This is a genomic window from Psychrobacter sp. S4(2024), from assembly GCF_036861305.1.
In the GTDB taxonomy this organism is placed as follows: domain Bacteria; phylum Pseudomonadota; class Gammaproteobacteria; order Pseudomonadales; family Moraxellaceae; genus Psychrobacter; species Psychrobacter cryohalolentis.
This window is the reverse complement of the sequence record NZ_JAZAQR010000004.1, coordinates 66,617-86,241: the sequence shown is the minus strand read 5'-3', so window position 1 is coordinate 86,241 and position 19,625 is coordinate 66,617. Positions and strand designations below refer to the sequence as shown.

The following is a 19,625-nucleotide window of genomic DNA, read 5'->3' as shown; positions in this document are numbered from 1 at the left end:
GGTCGAAAACAATAGATTAGTGAGGTGCTCTTCTTTTTTCAATCACTTTCGAAGTTGAGAGTGGGGTAGATTTATATAAAATTGTGTGAGCGTTGCTGCATTGGTTGCGACGTCAAAACCATGTACTTTCATAGAGTTAGTTATCTCTTGCTTATTAGGTTTTGTTGTCTGCAAATTTATTAGACTGTTTGCCCAGTCATTTACCGAAGCAAGAGGTAAAAACTTAACCAGTCCTAAACCTAAATCTACCTCGGTCGATACTTGGTCTGAGACTAACGCCATTAAACCCACTGTCTGACTCTCCACTAAAACTACAGGGAAACCCTCATGTAAGGACGGCATTATCATATAGTCTGCGCTAGCCATCAGTTCTGTGATATCAGTGCGCACGCCTAAAAATTTAATATTATTCTCTAACGATCTATCTTTTACTTGTTGCTTTAGATCATCTTCTAGTGGACCCTGGCCTACTATGTACAAAGCAAAATCAATATGACGGTTTTTTAGCTGTTCAGCTATTTTCAAAGAAAACTGATGATTTTTCACTTCATTCAGTCGGCCAACCTGAATAATCTTTATGCCATTATCACCCAATTCTCGACTGATATAATTTCGTGACTTGTCAGCTACTCCTATCATTTTTTTTATATCGACAGCGTTTGGTAGTAACCATACTTCCTTACTAGTACCAAATAAATATTTGGCAGCCAATTCACCGCAGGCAATTTTATAAGTAGCTACTTTGCGATTGGTAAATAGAGCCCACTTTTCATATATTTTTTTAACCGTATTAGATTGACCGTTACTAGTACTATGAGAATGTGAGATACGATGCTTTACTCCAGCTCCCTTAGCAGACAAAAGGTGAAATGCATTACTTAATAACATATGCGCATGGACAATTTCATACTCTGGGTGCTGTCTTAAAAATCTTTGAAGCTTCAACATGCGCTCAATAGGGTTATTAGCTATTATAGGAGTAATTTTGCCACCTAGTTCTATAATCTCACCATCGTAATCACCGGCTTCACCTGCGAAGGTTATGAAGTCAAATTGAATTTGAGTACGGTCGATATGCCGATATAAATTCATTAGCATCGTTTCTGCCCCAGCACGATCCATTTTACCAACTATTTGTAAAATTCGTTTGGCAGCCATTATACACTTCCTTTGATGCTCTTCGCATCAGATTCATACATGGTGATAACTTTTTCTGCTAAAACCATACGATAAGCGATAGTTATTACGGATAGCTTCTTAGAGCGCTTAGATTTAAGATAGGCTTTAGGTAAAGCTGGTAAATGGTTAGACAACAACGTCTGAATTTTTTGAGAAACTAAAGCCTTCTTGGAAACTGCTGAATGTTGTTTTTCTAATGATAGGAATTCCTGCTTAGAAAGAACCTCGTGAACAGACTCAACCAAACTCGAAGAAAGGTATTTATCTTCTATAAGAAGTGCAAGCTTATCCAGTAAATACTTTTGACCTTTCTTATTATTAAAGTACGAATCCATCGATCGTAAAGAACCTACTGCATTAGAAGAAACTCTACTACGGTCATATTTTTGCCAAAGCTTTTTAATATGTAGCTTGTCTCCTTTATCTTTGTCAGGCAATCCCATATATAGGTTAAATAAAGACCAACTTAGCATTGGACTTCTACTCTCTGTAAATCCACTTATCTGATCTGAGAAGGCTGATATTACTATAGGCAGACGCCAGCTAGTATAAAGTCGATCTCTCCATCTTATTAACGACTCTCCATCCAGACGCTTCATTACATACTCATTTTGCAAGTCTATATATTTTTTTAAGCTAAAATCTATTGAATTCGCATAATCTGTAAATAGCTCTAAACCTTGATGGGCTCTTGCTTGGATAGGATTAATATCTAAACCTTCAGTAAATGGAATATCACCTCTTATGATCATTCGATATCCACTTTGAAAAAACTCATTCCACATTTTGTAACCATCTGCAAATGCATTAAAATGATCTATGCGTCCTTCGCTTGATTCTATAAAACGATCTAGAACTTGATCATAATCATCAATCTCATGAGGTAGAGACATATCTAACAGATCTTTCTTATAAAAGCTTGCTACGCGCTGTGCAGCTACTTTATCATCAAAAATACCTTTCTGTTTTGGCGCGCCCCAGTTGACCAAAGACAAATTATTATCGAGATCTAAATTTTTACTGAGCGCCAAGAGCAAGCGGCTATCCAGTCCTCCAGATAAGGGCATTAATACTTGACCTTTGGGATATTGATTAATGATTTGGTTGAGCGACTTTGTCACTTGACTCTTATAAAGCTCAAGGTAGTCACTCATTTTCGTACTACCCGACGGAGGTAGATCCATACCTGGTTTCTGTGTTGAGTCAATGTACCAATCAGTAACGTTAAACCTGTATTCTAAATGCGGGAGGACCTGTTTAATATCCTTATCCCAAGAAATAAACGGCCCCTGAGACCCTGAAGAAAGATACCAAGCAAGCGTTTCTTCATTAAGGTTAAAAGAACCTTTGAGAGTAACGACTGCACGTTGCGAGGTAGAAACTATAAGCTTGGTATCATCGAGGTAATACCATAAAGCCCGCGAACCAAACTGATCTGAAAAAAACGATGCTCCTTCTTTAGTGTTTTTGATGATCGCGTAAGATCCGTCAGACTTAGGACTACATGTATCTGAATGGTCACTGGCTGACTGGTGTAGCCAACCAATAATTAATGCGCCTTTTTCTGGTTTAGCAATATTCTCACTATTCTGAATAGCATAAAAAGAGTGCGATTCATCTGGCCATACTTCTACCGTATTTTGACTTTTCCCTTTAATAACTACTGGCGTTATTAAGTTGCAAGTTTGTTCAAGAGCTTGAAGTATATTTGTTGATTCAACAGTTTTTCGAGTTTTAACAAAGATATAGTTTGCCATGGGAGACTTTCTTTTATAGTTTATTTTGTAATAGAAAACAGTAAGGTTATTAGCGAGCTTGCCTACGTGCTGAAGATAGTTGATTAATAGCTTTTCGCAGGCTTATAACAGCTGGCATAGCGATATTTACAGGCAGCTTTAAACTTAGGAGTAGAAGCCGAACTTTAAGTGAAGGTGAACTATAATTGTCATACTTACTCATTACTTCAATATGTTCTTTTGCTTTTATAACACCCTCTTCAAGGTATTGACTATCTATCGTCGTTAATACAAACCAGATTCCCCTGTAAATCTTGTTCGCTAGAACGGTTTTAGCTTGTAAAGATAGTGAATACTGTTCAGCTATCTTTACAACCAATCGATGGGATGAAAATATATGGAGCAGCTTCTGATCACCTGATCCAGTAATAGAATCACCACGTTGACGATAATGGTAATATCCGTCGCTAACTACGACAATTTCAGATGCTACGGAACCTATTTCCCAATGAAATGGCCAGTCTTCATAATATTGCCCTACAGGAAACTGTAAACCTTTACTACGTACCAATTCAGTACGCATAAATTTTAACCAAGCAAAATGTGGATACTTAAAATAATCTGTTTGAGCTATAGACTTGTAGCCATTAAGCCTATTTTTTAATTCTGGAATCACCTGTACTGGCTCGCCATCCTGAAAAGGCTTGACCGTAAGTAAGACAACATCAGCAACCGACTCCAATGCTCCTTGCAAACAAGCCTCAACCAAGTTCAAATCAATGATATCGTCAGAATCAACGAACATCATATATTCGCCTGTCGCAGATTCCATACCTGTATTACGGGCAGCAGATAGACCACCATTTTCGCTATGTTGAATTAGTTTTATTCGGTTGTCTTTGAGGTATGGTTGAAGTGCTTGTTTGGAATTATCAGTGGAGCAATCTTCGACTACAATAATTTCAAGATTTTTATAAGTTTGCTGCGTGACGGAGTCAAGGCAAGTATCGATATAGATTTCCACGTTATACACTGGAATGATAATGCTTACTAACGGTTTTTCTGTCATATTCATATATTAATCAGCACTTTTTTCAGATCGTTGTATACAGTTATATCAACTGGAGAATCTTTTAAATTGCCTTTGGGCACTGATAGTAGCTTGGTAATAGATTCATCAATACTATCAACTTTATCTAACTCTAAAAAAGTCAGTCTTGGGTGATCACGCAGCCAATCCAGCTGCGTTTGTCTGATCTTATGATTGGAGTTTGGTAGTACTAAGCATGGTGTCCCTGAAAGCAAACATAAAATCATACCATGTAGGCGGTCAGTGACTACTAACTTAGCAGCACGAAATTGACTGAGCTTGTCAGCTAGTAGTTTTGCACAGTGGATCTCATTTAGTTGTGAACCACCAGCATGGGTATCAGTCTTCTCGATTTTGTAACCCGTATCAGCCAAGGCTTTATCAACGATAGCATATTGCGTAGTCGTTAGAGCGACCTCTTTATCATCTCGTAAACATCGTAAAATACCTGAAGGCTCTAAAATATCTGTAGCGCCAAGTGACGCTGCTGTGGCGCTCATCACGATATCTGGCACTAAGCCAATATTAACGTTATTGTATCGATTAAAAAGCTCAATAAGCTTAGTCTGCGTAATAGACTCTCTTGCAAAAACATATATATCCGGATGTTTAGAATATGTCTTTACGATGGTTTTCAAGGCACGTTTGGACTTAGTAGAGTTATCCCAATCAAGCGTCTGTGGAAAACAGACTATACGATTAGAGGGAAAAGACTTAATAACTAACTGGCGCAGCTCCTCGATATCAGCATAGATGCCGCCCATGTTGCCACCACCAATAATAGTAACAATATCATCGGCCTTTACTTGCTTCTTAATAGAGCTAAGTACAAACCTTGTTTGGCTGATAGGGATACTGACAACATGATAGCTACTAAGTACATTTTCAAGATATTGCTTTTGAGCATAGGAAATAGCGATGTCGCCAATATTTCCGTAGTCTGCGGATAAGAAAATGAAGCAGCGCTTTCCATTTGTTAATGTCAAATCTCTTTCATTAATATACGCTGACAAAGATTGCTTTATCCTGAGTGGAATTAGTTTTTTTACGATGGTAACGTTCACTTGAGGCATTCCTTATCTTTTTCATATTAAAATATTTATAGGTGGTTTTTCTATTTCTATCTACTTATTTTAATATATAGAAGCACTTGTATTAGACTGCTCTAACTCTCAAAGAATAGAGAGTATTAAATCTATGTTGTACTCTAAATATACTTCTCTACCTTGATTATGTTACTTAGTATAGTCTAATCCAAAGAAAACCGATACAATCCTATTAACAATTGCATTTAATTAAATAAACGATGACTTATTCAATAGACTATCGCAAACAGGTACTTTCTAGCATCACTGATGGTATGACCATACGAGAAGCTGCGCTATTTTATGGACTTAGCACCAGCACCATTCACAGCTGGCAGAAGAAATTAGCGCCTAAAACAACCAGAAATAAAGCACCGACTAAAATACCTGATGACGCATTAATTGAAGACGTAAAAAGATATCCAGATGATTATAACTATGAAAGAGCTCGTCGCTTGAACTGTAGTAAAACGGGCATCTTCAATGCTTTAAAGCGTCTTGGTATCAGTCAAAAAAAAAGACCTTAGAACATCCAAAAGCGTGTCCGATAAAAAGAGCGATATTCCAGAGTAGGCTTGATCGCTTTACTCAGCAAGGCTATCCCATTGTCTATATGGATGAAAGCGGCTTTGAGGCTGAAACCATTCGTTCTCATGGCTATGCACCGATTGGTAAACCCTGTATCGATAGCTACAACTGGCAAGCAAAGAAGCGTACTAATGTCATCGGAGCTCTCTATGAAAAAATGCTATTTGCGCTTGAGTACGTTGAGTAGAATATCAATAGCAATATATTTTATGATTGGTGTAAGTTCACACTTATTCCAAGTCTTAAAACCAAGTGCGTGATTGTCATGGATAACGCTCGGTTTCATAAAAGCAGATGTATCCAAAAACTACTCAACAGACATGGACATCGTATTCTTTGGCTGCCGCCGTACAGCCCTGATCTAAACCCTATTGAAAAGAAGTGGGCACAAGCGAAATTTCTGCGCCAAGGGTGGATGGAGAATAATCCACCTAAACTGTTTCATGATATGGGCTGTATCGATTTTATAACGACTTAACTATAGTACAATAGACCTCTTGCAAAAGTAGCAAAGGGTTTTACAATAACTCATACACTCACAACTGGCTAGGAACCATGCCAAACATAGATAAGCTACTCGAACAAAATAACGCAGGCTTCAAACGCTACACGGGCATTCATAAAGCGACCTTTTATGAAATGCTTGAGGCCATGCAGCAGCATGAAACCCAAAAGACCAAATCAGGTAGACCAAGCGTGCTTAGTCTTGAGGCGCAAATATTACTAGCCCTTACTTATTGGCGTGAATACCGGACGCTGTACCACATCAGTATGGACTTTGGTATTCATGAGTCTTCTGCTAGCCGTATTATTCGTAAAGTAGAATATGTTCTTATCAATTCAGGCAAGTTTGAATTACCTAAAAAGCTGCCTAGTAGAGTCGATGACGACATCAATTGGTCAGTCGTCATTGACGATGCAACCGAAACCCCTATTGAGCGTCCAAAAAAAACCAAAGAGACTACTATAGCGGCAATAAGAAACAACACACCTTAAAAGCGCAAGTGATCGTCCACTGGAAAACAGGCTTAATATTAGATGTTCAAACGTCCAAAGGGTCAATCCACGATTTTAAGCTGTATAAAGATACTTGTCCTGACTGGCTTCCTTGTGACCCTAAGCTATTAGGGGATAGTGGCTATCAGGGCATTGCAAAGTTACATGAACAGAGCTTCACCCCCTTTAAAAAGCCACGTGGGGGTCAATTGTTAGAGCTCTGCAAACAAGCCAATCAGTATCTCGCTAAGTTTCGCATTATGGTTGAACACAAAATAGGCTTAATCAAACGGTTCAAAATCGTGGCTCATAAATATCGTAACCGTCGTCAGCGCTACGATCTTAGAATGAAGCTATTCGCCAGTATTGTTAATTTCGAGCTTGGCTTATGACTTTTGCAAGAGGTCTAATAAGTTAACACATTACATATGTCTAGACTATTTTATATCAAAAACTTACTTTTTTATGCTTTACTAAAACTAAGTTTCATATTTTGATTTTGTTAAGTGATGTTTTATCCTTAAAACACCTATGACAATTTCAATATTTATATAAGCTAGTCTTGAGAATTGAGTATAGAAAATATCTTTATTAGATCTATATAAATTATCATAAACCTCCTGAAGCTCATCTATATATTTATGACGCTCCTGGAAATACAGTGCTTTGATAAAAAAACTTTTTAGCAAAATATTAATCTTCTTTTTATATACTTTCTTTAGTTTAAATTCACGAACATAGTTGCATAATTCCGCTAAAAATAATAAATTATCTTGTAATACCTTTATACTCATAGGGCTTCTGCTTACTGATTCTGTACTTAAAACCATATTATAAAGTGCTTTATTATAAATAGTTATTCTTTGTATATGGCAATATAAACTATAAACAAATAATCCATCCTCATTGTACTTCATACTCTCATTAAAAAACAAATTATTATCTTTAACAATTTTTCTTTTAGTGAAATTTAAGCATGCAGATGCAGGATCTATTTTTACGTTATTAAAAAAAACTTTTAATTCATCGTATACTCTAAGTTCTTTCACATTTCTACTTCTAATTAGATCTTCGTCTTTGTAAATATTACATCCATAATAAACAATATCAGAATTAGTTTTTTTTGCTATAGTTAATAATTCCTCCAAAGCATTTAATTCTAAAAAATCGTCACTGTCTAAAAATAATAGCCAATCTCCTTTAGCTAATCTAATACCTAAATTTCTTGCAGAGCTGACGCCTGCATTTTCTTTTATAATAAGGTTAATCCGATCATCTTCTTTACTATACCTTTTACATATAGAAGTAGACCCATCTGTACTACCATCATCAATTACAATCACCTCAATATTGGAATATGTCTGATGAATGACAGAGTTTAAACATTTATCTAAATATTTTTTTTTATTATAGACTGGTATAATTACGCTAATTTCAGGTTCACTCATTACTGAATCCATATTATAAATTTTTGTATATCAAGCACTTGTTATTAACTATAGTCAATTCCATCTAAAAGTGTTATAGACTAATTAACAAATTCAATTGTTATTATAAAGACCATGACTTACTCACTAGATTTCCGCAAACAAGTACTAAAAAGCTTAGACGAGGGTATGACCTTTGCCGAGGCAGCTAAATTCTATAACCTCAGCCCAACCACCATACAAAACTGGAAGAGACGTGTTCATAGTAAAACAACCAGGCAAACCAAACCCTATAAAATACCAGATGACGTGCTACTCAATGATGTCAAAGAACATCCTGATGATTATCAGTACGAGCGAGCACGTCGTTTAAATTGTAGTAAAACAGGCATTCATCATGCCCTAAAGCGCCTAGGCATCAGTCAAAAAAAAGACTTTAGAACATCCAAAAGCCTGTCCGATCAAAAGAGCGGCGTATCAGAATAAGCTTGAGCACTTTAAGCAGCAAGGCTACCCCATCGTCTATATATACGCGCGTGGCTTTGAGTCTGAAACCATTCGCTCTCATGGTTATGCACCGATTGGTAAACCCTGTATCGATAGCTACAACTGGCAAGGTAAAAAGCGAACCAACGTTATTGGTGCTCTGTATGAAAAGATGCTGTTTGCGCTTGATTACTTTGAGACAAACATCAACAGCATCGTCTTCTATCACTGGTGCAAACAAACCCTAATCCCAAGTCTTAAAACCAAATGCGTGATTGTGATGGATAACGCTCGATTTCATAAGAGTAAGCGTATTCAAAAGCTACTAAACAGGCACGGGCATCGTATTCTTTGGTTGCCGCCGTACAGCCCAGACCTAAACCCTATCGAAAAGAAATGGGCTCAGGTGAAGTTTCTACGCCAAGGCTGGATGGAAAACGACTTATCCAAATTGTTTTATGATGTTTGCCCTAACCATAACAATTTTATTTTGAGCTGACTATATGTAATTACTTCTAGCTATATTAAAGATAACTTATGCTATTCATTAGCAGTATTCTAAAATAGTAATAATTAAAAAAATAACAGCTCTTAATATATTAAAAGCACTTTAGAAACCGAAAAACAAATACGATTCTTACTCGAATATTTCAACCAGAATACTCATATCAAAATACAAACTATTAACATCTACAATAACTTATCTTTTACCTCCACATGTTTATAACAGTTTAAAAAAAGCAATCTAAAGCGCCATTTTATAGACATCTCAACTCTCGACAGTATGGGAATTTTTCTTTTTTTACAACTTGAAATATAATTTTTTTGTGCAACCTCTCTTTCTTCTTGTATATGGCTTGAAGAAAGATCTGTTGGATGATCAACGAAGTTAGCCAGATATATTTCGTGTATAACTCTATTTTTTACTAGGTAATCCCAATCATCAGCAAGTATGAATATATCTTCAGATAGCTTTAAAATCTTATCTGCTGTCTTTGAACTTATCAAATAGCAACAAGTTCTATAAATAAATTGTTCGCTTTTTATAGTTTTATAAAATTTTTGTTTGCCTATCATAATATTATTTTTCTTACTTTTAATAACTTGAAAATCCGGGAAACCATTCTGACCTCCAAGCATGTGGAGTGCTTTTTTGTTCAATCCTACATCTTGAAAACTCTCAATAAATACTTTAAATCTCTCATCTAGTATAACATCATCTTCTAATATACAGGCCCAATTTAGATTATTATCTATCATATTTTGATACGCTTTAAGATGACTTAAAGTACATCCAATTTCTCCAGGTGTTGCCGAGAAATCTCTATCAGCAATCTTCCCTTTACTTTTATTTCTAAATGAGCTCAAGCTGCTATCTGGTAAACTCTTTCCATAGATAGCATCTAAAAAACTAAACTCAAGACCGAAACTCTTTAAAGTTTTACTGATAACTTCTCTCTTTTCAATATCTTGCTTTAATGAAACTATATAAATATGTAGCATCTCACTCTTCCCAAATAGATGTTATATCTAAACTTTTTGTCCATAAATCATAATATGAAGTATTCTTTCCATAACTATTATCTATAATGGAAGAAGGAACATCAACTAAGCAAGATAAAATATGGCCATGTAGACGTGAAGTTACTATTTTCTCATAACTTGAAAACCTCTTTGACATTCTATAGACCAAAAGCTGTGAGTGGATACTCCACAATCTAAATATTGCTTTATCTATTTTACTAGATTTTAGCTTATTATTTAATCTAATCATCTTATGAATAGCATATGCCACTCTATGATCATTTTTAATAAGCAAATCGCTCCAATCGAAACAGTCATAAGATTTCATTTTTTCTTTGAGTGCTGATTGTATAGGATTCTTTTCAATATCATTGCGAAGAAAGTATAAAACAGATTTACTCTTTTTAGATTTAGGTAACTCACCATAAAGCTCATGCGCCATGTCTGGCATCAGATAGCTCTGATTAGAGAACCCTTTGAAAATACTGTAGGTGGCTTCATCACGAGCAAACATAATCACATTATCATGAGCCTGAAAAACTTCTTCTGATTTTTTTTGGTTTTCAATGTTTTTGTAGTAAGCAGTTTGTGGCAAAATAATTATTTTATTATGAGGAAACGACTTTATAAGTTGTTCTCTTAGGTTTTGATGTACAGGGTATAAATCACCAAAATTACCTCCTCCATGGCATATGATAGTTGTCTTAGGCGTTATTCTTTTTTTCAATAGCTCAATATTCGTATTATAAGTAGATAAGTGAGCTTTTACATTAAGTGAATTATTTTTAAAAAAACTTATTGTTCCAAGTAAGATTAGTAAATCTCCTACGTTAGAATGTAAAGGAAAGTCTACAAAAATAATATCTTCTTTATCTTCTATGAAACCTAAAATATCATTGAGTTTACTTTTTAAAGAATACATATTTTCCAAAATGACAACTCCATCCAGTTAATTTATTTTTAATAAAATCAAGAATAAAACCTACTATTACTTAAGAATGCTGTGCCATTTTTTTAAATTGAACATTCTTTTCTACCAATTGCTGATATGTACCGTAATCTATTATTTTACCTTGCTCCATAAAGTAGATGAGATCACACTTCTGTACCGTTTTTAGACGATGAGCAATCATAATTATAGTTTTTTTGCCGCTGAACTCATGTATGGCATCCATCACTATCTTTTCAGTGATACCATCTAGCGCACTGGTTGCTTCGTCAAAGACTAATACTTCGGCCTCGTGATAAAGTGCTCGCGCAATCCCAATACGTTGGCGCTGACCACCTGAGAGCTGTACTCCGCGCTCACCTACTTTAGTATGGACGCCTTCTGGTAGCTCCTCGACCAACTCATTAAGGTTGGCTAGAGCTATCGCTTTATTTACTTCCTCTAGGTTAATATCTTTCTTCGGAACACCGAAGGCAATATTTTCAGCAATGGTTCCTTCGCTCAAAAATATGCTTTGCGGTACAAAGCCTAGTAAGTCTTGCCAAGCGCGTTTGTTGTCGGCAGTGATTGGAATATCATCAACATACAGACTGCCCTGTTGCGGGGTTAGCAAACCAAGTAATATGTCTATTAAAGTGGACTTACCAGAACCTGATGAACCAACTAAACCAATCACACTATTGACAGGAATGTCCATATTAACGCAATTTACTGCCGCTCTGTCTTTATCAGGATAACTAAACTTTATATCCTTTAGAGTAATACTTTTACTTAGAGATATCGCTGTAGCTATTGAGGCTTTACTGATGGTTTTTTGGTTTTCAAAAGAGTGCTTTAAATCGTCTTTAACAGCCTCAAACGCAGCAGTGTTTCCTTTGATACTGGAAACACTAGAATAAATCTGTTGTAAAGCTGGCAACAGTTTAAATGCTGCCAGTGCGTAAACGGCTAAGATTGGTAACACCTCCCCTAAATTGCCAGAATGCAACTTTATCAATACCAGTATCAGGGATACCATTGCACCAAAGGCTATAAGCTCTATAAAATAACGAGGCACTTGGCTAATTGCTATGTTGGTACCTTGAGCACGTGCAAATATCTTACCACTATCTTGGAAACGTTCTACAAAGTCATGACTGCGGTTGAGTAATAGAACATCTTTTATACCACCAAAACCTTCATTCATGAGTCTAAATCTATCGGTAGCAACTTGAGATAACTTTTGCCCATTACTTACTAGTTTTTTGCGAACCAGCCTAAACAGTATGAAGTATGCTAATGAAAATATAGATAAACCTAATATAGCTACGATTGGATCATAAATAATAATACTAATAGCTATGAATAGAGCCAATACCACCTTAGCGTTCATTTGCATAAGAGGCTGAACTATACCATTACTGATCCTCATAGCTTCCATAGATACTTGTTTGGTCAGTTGTGCGCTGCTACCACTAGCGTGAAACTGCCAGTTTTGTTGCATATAATAAGCGTAAAGACGATCCGCTATTTCAGTACCAATACGAGCGCCAAAGATAGACAGCTTCCAAATGGTAAACATAGAAACTATAGTAGAAAAAGTCAACATTAATAGAACAATCAATCCTGTATAGAATAAAAATTCCATAGGATTACTTAAACCAGACATTTGATAGAGTTCAGAGAAGATACTTTCTCCTTCTAATATGCTTATATCGCCAACTAGAGCCATAAAAGGAGCGATAGAAGCTATCCCTAATAGTTCAGTAAAAGCCATAACAACAACTAACACTTGTAACGTATAAAACTGCTTTAATTGTCTATCCGTAAACAAAGAAAAGAGCTGTTTAATTACTTTCAACATAATTTTTTCAACTACAGGTTATTTTGTAAGAAAGTAACATACCAAGGCATAGCCTTAGTAATACCATGAATAATATCAAATTGTGGCGCATAGCCTAACGCATTTTGTATTTTGCTAATATCAGCCTGACTATGACGCACATCCCCTTCTCTAAAATCTCGATAGACGGGTTCTTGAGTGTAGCTAACGCCATTAGTACTTAAGTGCTCTTTAAGTGCTGAAAACAGTGTATTAAGGGTAGTACGACCACCGACTGCTACATTGTATACTTGGTTCTTGGCTTCATCATTGGCAGTTGCTGCTAGGATATTGGCTTGTACGGCATTTTCAATAAAATTAAAGTCGCGACTGGTATCGCCATCGCCATTAATGAATACTTCATCACCTGCGATCATAGCGGCCGTCCACTTTGGGATCACTGCAGCATAAGCACCATCCGGTGTTTGGCGTTTGCCAAAGATATTGAAATAACGCAGACCAATCGTCTTAAAGCCATAAGTACGAGCAAACACATCAGCATATAGCTCATTGACATACTTAGTCACTGCATAGGGAGACAACGGATTGCCAATAGCATCTTCTACTTTTGGTAAGGCTGGATGATCGCCATACGTTGAGCTACTCGCCGCATAAGTAAAGCTAGCTACCGTAGCATCACGAGCTGCTACGAGCATATTTAAGTAGCCTGAGATATTGGTATCATTAGTATTGATAGGGTCAGCGATAGAGCGTGGCACCGAACCTAGTGCTGCTTGATGTAACACATAGTCCACGTCTGCACACGCAGTTTGGCAGTCATCCAAATTACGAATATCGCCTTCTATAAAGGTAAAGTTCTGCCACTGATCTTTGCTTACCAAACCCTGTACTTCATCTAGATTATGCTGAAAACCCGTCGCAAAATTATCTAGACCGACTACTTTTTGATTTAGTAACAATAGCTCTTCTAGTAAATTAGAGCCAATAAATCCCGCGACACCAGTAATTAACCATGTTTTTGGCTCGTTAATTAATACTTTTTGAACTTTTTCATATGCAGTGAACATCATAACCATTACTTTCCGTATTTTTATAGATTTATAGGCGGATATCAGTGACTTCTTTGGTAAAGACATACTTTAAATCATAAAGCACGTGTTCATTCTTTCCAAATGCTCTAATCTGCTCTACACCCAGCTCGACAAACTCATTATGCGCGACGGCTAAGATGATACCATCATAGTTATTCATAGCGGGCTTGCTAATAGGCGTCACATTATATTCACGCGCAGCTTCTGCTTTATCTACCCAAGGATCATAGACATCAACTTCGATATTATATTCTTCTAGCTCATGGACAATGTCGATGACCTTGGTATTACGCACATCGGGGCAGTTTTCTTTGAAACTCAGCCCTAAGACCAGAACTTTTGCCCCTTCAACTTGAATACGCTTTTTAATCATGGTTTTTACCAACTGCGTGACCACATACTCACCCATGCTGTCATTCAAGCGACGACCGGCCAATATAATCTCTGGGTTATAACCAATCGCTTGCGCTTTATGAGTCAAGTAATAAGGATCTACACCGATGCAGTGACCACCAACGAGGCCTGGACGAAATGGTAAGAAGTTCCACTTGGTGCCAGCCGCTTCTAAGACTGCTTGGGTATCGATACCCATTTTATTAAAAATGACGGCTAACTCATTAATTAAGGCAATATTGACATCTCTTTGGGTATTTTCAATCACCTTTGCCGCTTCCGCTACTTTGATGCTTGCTGCTTTATGAGTGCCGGCAGTAATAATTAAATTGTATACTTCATCCACAAAATCAGCGACTTCAGGTGTTGAGCCCGCCGTTACTTTTAAAATATTGGTAACACGGTGCTCTTTATCACCAGGATTGATACGTTCAGGACTATAACCGGCATAAAAGTCTTGATTGAAGGTTAATCCAGAAACTTTCTCTAGCACCGGAATACAAACTTCTTCTGTGGCACCCGGATAGACGGTCGATTCATAAACCACAATATCGTCTTTTTTAAGTAGACTACCGATAGCTTCTGAGGCTTTAATTAAAGGCGTAAGATCAGGCTGTTTATAATCATCGATAGGCGTCGGTACCGTAACAATAAAAAAGTTACAATCCTTAAGCGTTTGTATCTCTGAGCTATAATTCAAATGCGATGCTTGAGTCAGCTCTTCATCACTGACTTCCAAGGTATGATCTGTACCTGCACACAGGGCCTCTATACGACTGGCATTAATATCAAAGCCTACTACTGGCAGATGCTTACCAAACTCAACGGCTAAAGGCAGACCTACATAGCCAAGTCCGATAACTGCTATTTTTATATTTTTAATATCTAGCATAATTTTCCTTTGTTCATCTAACCAATTTTAGTTGAAAAATAGTATTTAGGGTGCTTATTAACAGCTATGCAGCTTTAGAGCCTTCTTGATAACCTGCTACAAACTGCTTAAACTGTTGTTTTAGCCAAGGAACATCAAATTGTTTTTGCTTTTCAGTCAGCTCAAACAATACTGATTCAAGCTCATCCAATGGAAAGTGGTGTTCTAGCGCTTGCATGATAAGGGGATGATCAGTTGATTCAACATTATCTTCACCAATGATGAGCTCTTCATAAAGCTTTTCTCCATCTCTAAGTCCGGTAAAGATGACTTCGATATCGCCCTCAGGATGGGCAGCATCTTTAATATCAAAACCACTTAAGTGAATCATTCGCTGTGCCAAGTCAACGATCTTGACTGGTTCTCCCATATCAAGCACAAACACCTCACCACCTGATGCCATTGCACCTGCTTGGATGACTAAGTTTGCCGCTTCTGGAATCGTCATAAAATAACGGGTCACATCAGGATGGGTGACCGTAATCGGTTTACCTTGTTCGATCTGCTTGGTAAATAACGGTACTACAGAACCGGACGAGCCTAGAACATTACCAAAACGCACCATACTAATGCAGGTCTGGCTATCTGTCTGGCTTAGCGCTTGGCAAACCAATTCTGCCAAGCGCTTAGAAGCGCCCATTACATTGGTCGGTCTTACAGCTTTATCGGTAGAGATAAGTACGAAGGTTTCAACATTGGCCTGGATAGCAGCTCGGGCACAGTGATAAGTACCTTTAGTATTATTAATAACACCTTCAAAGGGGTTGTGTTCAACCATAGGTACATGTTTGTAAGCGGCAGCATGATAAACCGTTTGTATATGATACAGGTTCAGTATTCTAAGCAGGTTCGATTCATTGGTGACGTTACCGATGACCGCAATAATTTCAATATTTTTATAGGCAGGCGTATTGGCTTGCTTTATTGTTAATTCTTGATGAATACTATAAAGCGCAAATTCAGATAGCTCATAGAGCACGATACATTTAGGCTGGTTCTTAATTACTTGACGGCACAATTCACTACCGATAGAGCCACCTGCACCAGTGACCAACACGCACTTACCCTTGATATTCATCTGCAGCAATTTAGCGTCAGGTTCAACAGTCTGTCTGTCTAACACATCCAATATGTCTACTTTGCGCATGCTACTGACGGTCACTTTTTCGTCAGCAATTTCCTCTAAGCTTGGCAATTCTTTTATTTTTAGAGCAATACCTGAGAGCTTATCTATAATCTGGCGTTTTTGCGCGCGACTGATAGAAGGAATAGCTAAAAACACCTGAGCAATATCTAGCACATCAATCAAGCTTATCAATTCATGAGCAGGGTAAATCTTTTTGCCGAGTAAGTAAGCACCAGTAAGTTGAGGATCATCATCAATATAAGCCACAACATTATATTTATGCGAATTTCTAAGACCCTCTAATAAGTCTCGACCGGCCTCTCCCGCACCATAGATAACAACATTATCATAAACACCATTGTCTTTAAGGCGACGCTGAGCTCTACCGCTCCAGCGCATTAAAATCTCACGAATAATAAGACGACTATTCCATAACCAGATAAAGAAGAAAAACAGAAAAATAATAGGAACGGAGCGCGGTATATCTTCTAAAGGATTTAAATAAATGATGATCTCGTAGACAACCATAAGCAAAAAGAACAGCTTTGCCACACTACCCATCACCGTATCTAAAAAACCACGTGCTATCCCTTTATAGAAACCAATCAGATATAAACCGATGATGGGCAGCGTACCATAAGATAATAATATGATAGGACTAATGTTATGAGCGATATCGCCATAGCGCAACGATAAAGCTAAGAACAGGCACACTAAAGATGCTACCAAGTCTGTAGTGAGTAAAATCGCTCGTTTTACACTACGGGGCAACGATAACAAGTATTCTGCTATACGTTGTAGCCAGCCAGTTTTGCCATGAAGTGATGGATAATCACTTGACGGTTTTGAATTAGTAGACATAACACTCAACCACTTAAAAACGTGAATTTTGGTAGAATTACCAAAAAGCTAACTATTGGTTATTACCATAAGCATAGCTATAGTGATAACTATATTTGCTCATAATCCCTTGCTGTACATCGTTGAGAATAATACCGTCAACTTGTATGTTGGCTTTATTCATCTGATTGACTGCATAAACCAACTGCCCTTCTATCGAGTCATCATATCTTGTGACCATTAACACTTTGTCAGCGTGCTGCGCTAGTATCATGGCATCAGAAGCTGCCAATATCGGTGGTGAGTCAATAATAATATAATCATAATGCAGGTTTAGTTCTGTCATTAAATGATCAAAACTGCCATTAGCCAATAGTGATGCTGGGTTACGTGGATGCTGACCGCGTGGCATAAAATCGATATTATCTATGCCAGTCGGATGGATAAAGCTTGCTAGATGACCAGACTCTTGGACAGCATCGACTTTTACTAGCTGAGTCGTATCTCTCGATAGATGAGTCGTATCTTGTGTTAAATAATCGGCCAAACCGTTATGTTGGTCCATATTAAATACTTTATGCAACTCACCCAAACGCATATCCGCATCTATGATTAAGGTTTTTTTATCCAACTGCGCAAATACTTCTGTTAAGTTAGACGAGATAAAAGACTTACCGACCCCCGGACTTTCACCAGTAATCAAAATAACTTTGGCACGCTGACCAGCTCGCCCTTGGCTTGGCATCCCAAACATCAGATTGGTTCTTAAGCTCTTAATGGCTTCATAACTTAAGCTATTATTGTCTGCATAAGCGAGTAATCGATTGGGTGATTTTTTCTTACTAAACCTTGTGAGCACTGGAGAACGAGGAATGGTTGCAATAACAGGTACGCCTGTCTTAGCCTCAAGACGCTCAGGGTCTTTGACCACGTTTCTAAGCATGTTTTTAACAAGCACTAGCATCGTACCAAGCATCGTACCTAATAAAGTAGCCAATACCCAAATCAGCAGTTTTTTCGGCGCAATAGTTCTATAGGTATTGATTGGTAAGTCAATAATACGCACATAGCCAACTTCACCAGCTTTAACAATCTTTAACTGTTGGTAGTTCTTCAGCATTGTGAGATAGATTTCCTTATTGATCTCTACATCTTCTGAGCGCTGTAAAAACTCACGCTGGACTTCAGGTAAACCAGCAACTTTGCTATTTATTTCCTGCTTTCTATTATTTAGTACTTTTAACTGATCATTAATTTGAATAACTAAAGGATGCTCTTCCGTATAATAGGTAGTTAAGTCCGCCTTCTTTAGCTTTAATTCATTAAGTTGAGAGTCAATTTGAGACTTCTCTCCAACTAGTAATGCTGCTTCCTGACCAATATCAATAGTGCCATATTTTTCACGGAACCTATTAAATACCACTTGTGATGCTTCAAGTTTCTGCTTCAGGATAGGTATTTGTGACTCCATAAAACTAAGTGTTCTAGTAGTCTCTTCAGAACCACGAGACTCATTTTGAGCGATATAGGATAAAATAATTTCCTTCAAAACCAAGCTTACCTGCTCTTGACTATTGCCTGTCATTGACAGCTCAACAATACCTGTTTGCTGCCCCTTTTCAACAACCGATAAAGCAGATTTTATAGACTCTGTAGCATTCTGCAGGGATAGCTTAACAATATTAATTCCATGGTCATTAACAGGTAAGTCATTCACTGTAATTTCGATAATACCATCAACACCCTTAAAAACATGAGCTTGCCCTATCTGTCCTTTAAAGTCATCAAATCCATTACTCAATAAAAACCCATCACTCTTATTAGATCGCACTAAAGTAAAAGAACGATTAAGATACGCCTTCGACACATTAAATTGACTAATCTGTACTTGGCCATCTGACGTTTTTAGCGTTACACCTTCAGGTATATTTACTTGAACAGTAGTAGTATTGCTTTTTATTCGATCAAATTTACCAACAGCAGGATCGCTTAAACGAATATCCAGATGTAGTAAATCCACGACAGGCTTTAATACCATTCGCGACTTAATCAGTTCAGTTTCAGTTTGCGCTTTACTACTCTCTGCTGACACTAGATCTGAGATATTAGAACCTAACGCTGAGATACTTTGTGACTTTTGATCAATTTGAATAAGTGCATCTGACTTAAAAGTAGGATTCACATATCTGCTATACAAGATACCTATTATCAAACCTAAAACAGCAAAGAATACGATAGTTTTCCAGCCACGTAAAATGGCAAAAAGTAGCGCCATTAAATCGATTTCGTCATTGTCTTCTTTAACAGGAGAGTTTGATACATTCTTTGAATCTGTAGTCATAACGGTAGGTTCATCACTTAA

Annotated in this window: 17 protein-coding genes and 1 pseudogene; 6 read left to right on the top strand and 12 right to left on the bottom strand. The window is 37.2% G+C overall.

Annotated elements, in window-relative coordinates; translation table 11 throughout:
* Window positions 1-42: 42 nt before the first annotated feature.
* Genes VLA57_RS11095 through VLA57_RS11080 form a run of 4 tightly spaced genes read right to left on the bottom strand, consistent with a single transcriptional unit; the run spans window position 43 to window position 4,991 of the window.
* Entirely contained in the window at window positions 43-1,158 is a 1,116-nt protein-coding gene (locus tag VLA57_RS11095; protein ID WP_333954952.1) for a glycosyltransferase, read from the bottom strand.
* A complete protein-coding gene (locus VLA57_RS11090) occupies window positions 1,158-2,936 on the bottom strand; it encodes a hypothetical protein (protein WP_333954951.1) in 1,779 nt (592 codons plus the stop codon). Before VLA57_RS11090 ends, VLA57_RS11095 begins: the two co-directional genes overlap by 1 nt.
* 49 nt (window positions 2,937-2,985) lie before the next feature.
* On the bottom strand, window positions 2,986-3,990 hold the full coding sequence (locus VLA57_RS11085) for a glycosyltransferase family 2 protein (RefSeq protein WP_333954949.1): 1,005 nt from the start codon (window positions 3,988-3,990) through the stop codon (window positions 2,986-2,988).
* Window positions 3,987-4,991: a polysaccharide pyruvyl transferase family protein gene (locus VLA57_RS11080; protein ID WP_333954948.1), complete on the bottom strand. Its 1,005-nt coding sequence runs from the start codon at window positions 4,989-4,991 to the stop codon at window positions 3,987-3,989. The genes VLA57_RS11085 and VLA57_RS11080 overlap by 4 nt, the downstream gene beginning before the upstream one ends.
* A gap of 320 nt (window positions 4,992-5,311) precedes the next feature.
* Between VLA57_RS11080 and VLA57_RS11075 the strand changes: the two genes are divergently transcribed.
* From VLA57_RS11075 to VLA57_RS11060, 4 genes and pseudogenes are all read left to right on the top strand, one after another.
* Window positions 5,312-5,617 carry an IS630 transposase-related protein gene (locus VLA57_RS11075; protein ID WP_333954946.1) on the top strand — a complete coding sequence of 102 codons (306 nt, stop codon included), beginning with the start codon at window positions 5,312-5,314 and terminating at the stop codon, window positions 5,615-5,617.
* Window positions 5,618-5,703: 86 nt separating this feature from the next.
* Window positions 5,704-6,156: pseudogene (locus VLA57_RS11070) on the top strand (transposase).
* A 77-nt stretch (window positions 6,157-6,233) separates the two neighbouring features.
* Window positions 6,234-6,674 carry a helix-turn-helix domain-containing protein gene (locus tag VLA57_RS11065; RefSeq protein ID WP_333954945.1) on the top strand — a complete coding sequence of 147 codons (441 nt, stop codon included), beginning with the start codon at window positions 6,234-6,236 and terminating at the stop codon, window positions 6,672-6,674.
* Window positions 6,675-6,682: 8 nt separating this feature from the next.
* Window positions 6,683-7,066: a transposase family protein gene (locus VLA57_RS11060; RefSeq protein ID WP_333954944.1), complete on the top strand. Its 384-nt coding sequence runs from the start codon at window positions 6,683-6,685 to the stop codon at window positions 7,064-7,066.
* 87 nt (window positions 7,067-7,153) lie between these two features.
* Here the strand turns inward: VLA57_RS11060 and VLA57_RS11055 are convergent, their stop codons facing one another.
* On the bottom strand, window positions 7,154-8,122 hold the full coding sequence (locus VLA57_RS11055; RefSeq protein ID WP_333954942.1) for a glycosyltransferase family 2 protein: 969 nt from the start codon (window positions 8,120-8,122) through the stop codon (window positions 7,154-7,156).
* 114 nt (window positions 8,123-8,236) lie between these two features.
* On the opposite strand from VLA57_RS11055, the gene VLA57_RS11050 reads away from it, so the two are divergent.
* On the top strand, window positions 8,237-8,587 hold the full coding sequence (locus tag VLA57_RS11050; RefSeq protein WP_192529622.1) for an IS630 transposase-related protein: 351 nt from the start codon (window positions 8,237-8,239) through the stop codon (window positions 8,585-8,587).
* Window positions 8,562-9,086 carry a transposase gene (locus VLA57_RS11045; RefSeq protein WP_333955006.1) on the top strand — a complete coding sequence of 175 codons (525 nt, stop codon included), beginning with the start codon at window positions 8,562-8,564 and terminating at the stop codon, window positions 9,084-9,086. Before VLA57_RS11050 ends, VLA57_RS11045 begins: the two co-directional genes overlap by 26 nt.
* A gap of 191 nt (window positions 9,087-9,277) precedes the next feature.
* Here VLA57_RS11045 and VLA57_RS11040 read toward each other — a convergent pair whose 3' ends face one another.
* The 7 genes from VLA57_RS11040 to VLA57_RS11010 all read right to left on the bottom strand — a co-directional run bounded on the left by VLA57_RS11040 (window position 9,278) and on the right by VLA57_RS11010 (window position 19,604).
* Window positions 9,278-10,090, bottom strand: a complete 813-nt coding sequence (locus VLA57_RS11040) for a glycosyltransferase family 25 protein (protein ID WP_333954940.1) — start codon at window positions 10,088-10,090, stop codon at window positions 9,278-9,280.
* Window position 10,091: 1 nt separating this feature from the next.
* Window positions 10,092-11,033 carry a polysaccharide pyruvyl transferase family protein gene (locus VLA57_RS11035; protein ID WP_333955005.1) on the bottom strand — a complete coding sequence of 314 codons (942 nt, stop codon included), beginning with the start codon at window positions 11,031-11,033 and terminating at the stop codon, window positions 10,092-10,094.
* A 70-nt stretch (window positions 11,034-11,103) separates the two neighbouring features.
* Window positions 11,104-12,903 (bottom strand): ABC transporter ATP-binding protein, encoded by a 1,800-nt coding sequence (locus VLA57_RS11030; protein WP_333954939.1) that lies wholly within the window; start codon window positions 12,901-12,903, stop codon window positions 11,104-11,106.
* 11 nt (window positions 12,904-12,914) lie between these two features.
* The gene (locus VLA57_RS11025) at window positions 12,915-13,958 is read right to left on the bottom strand and encodes an NAD-dependent epimerase/dehydratase family protein (protein ID WP_333954937.1); all 1,044 of its coding nucleotides are present in this window, start codon (window positions 13,956-13,958) and stop codon (window positions 12,915-12,917) included.
* Between the two features lie 22 nt (window positions 13,959-13,980).
* Window positions 13,981-15,258, bottom strand: coding sequence for a Vi polysaccharide biosynthesis UDP-N-acetylglucosamine C-6 dehydrogenase TviB (gene tviB, locus VLA57_RS11020; protein ID WP_333954936.1), 1,278 nt, complete (start codon window positions 15,256-15,258; stop codon window positions 13,981-13,983).
* Window positions 15,259-15,322: 64 nt separating this feature from the next.
* Window positions 15,323-17,284 (bottom strand): polysaccharide biosynthesis protein, encoded by a 1,962-nt coding sequence (locus VLA57_RS11015; RefSeq protein WP_333954934.1) that lies wholly within the window; start codon window positions 17,282-17,284, stop codon window positions 15,323-15,325.
* Window positions 17,285-17,336: 52 nt separating this feature from the next.
* On the bottom strand, window positions 17,337-19,604 hold the full coding sequence (locus VLA57_RS11010) for a polysaccharide biosynthesis tyrosine autokinase (protein WP_333954933.1): 2,268 nt from the start codon (window positions 19,602-19,604) through the stop codon (window positions 17,337-17,339).
* Window positions 19,605-19,625 lie beyond the last annotated feature (21 nt).

What these genes read in the sequence shown, in the direction of transcription:
- VLA57_RS11095 (WP_333954952.1), bottom strand. Translation starts at nt 1,158, where the DNA reads ATGGCTGCCAAACGAATTTTACAAATAGTTGGTAAAATGGATCGTGCT.
- VLA57_RS11090 (WP_333954951.1), bottom strand. Translation starts at nt 2,936, where the DNA reads ATGGCAAACTATATCTTTGTTAAAACTCGAAAAACTGTTGAATCAACA.
- VLA57_RS11085 (WP_333954949.1), bottom strand. Translation starts at nt 3,990, where the DNA reads ATGAATATGACAGAAAAACCGTTAGTAAGCATTATCATTCCAGTGTAT.
- VLA57_RS11075 (WP_333954946.1), top strand. Translation starts at nt 5,312, where the DNA reads ATGACTTATTCAATAGACTATCGCAAACAGGTACTTTCTAGCATCACT.
- VLA57_RS11065 (WP_333954945.1), top strand. Translation starts at nt 6,234, where the DNA reads ATGCCAAACATAGATAAGCTACTCGAACAAAATAACGCAGGCTTCAAA.
- VLA57_RS11055 (WP_333954942.1), bottom strand. Translation starts at nt 8,122, where the DNA reads ATGAGTGAACCTGAAATTAGCGTAATTATACCAGTCTATAATAAAAAA.
- VLA57_RS11050 (WP_192529622.1), top strand. Translation starts at nt 8,237, where the DNA reads ATGACTTACTCACTAGATTTCCGCAAACAAGTACTAAAAAGCTTAGAC.
- VLA57_RS11040 (WP_333954940.1), bottom strand. Translation starts at nt 10,090, where the DNA reads ATGCTACATATTTATATAGTTTCATTAAAGCAAGATATTGAAAAGAGA.
- VLA57_RS11035 (WP_333955005.1), bottom strand. Translation starts at nt 11,033, where the DNA reads ATGTATTCTTTAAAAAGTAAACTCAATGATATTTTAGGTTTCATAGAA.
- VLA57_RS11030 (WP_333954939.1), bottom strand. Translation starts at nt 12,903, where the DNA reads ATGTTGAAAGTAATTAAACAGCTCTTTTCTTTGTTTACGGATAGACAA.
- VLA57_RS11025 (WP_333954937.1), bottom strand. Translation starts at nt 13,958, where the DNA reads ATGGTTATGATGTTCACTGCATATGAAAAAGTTCAAAAAGTATTAATT.
- tviB (WP_333954936.1), bottom strand. Translation starts at nt 15,258, where the DNA reads ATGCTAGATATTAAAAATATAAAAATAGCAGTTATCGGACTTGGCTAT.
- VLA57_RS11015 (WP_333954934.1), bottom strand. Translation starts at nt 17,284, where the DNA reads ATGTCTACTAATTCAAAACCGTCAAGTGATTATCCATCACTTCATGGC.
- VLA57_RS11010 (WP_333954933.1), bottom strand. Translation starts at nt 19,604, where the DNA reads ATGACTACAGATTCAAAGAATGTATCAAACTCTCCTGTTAAAGAAGAC.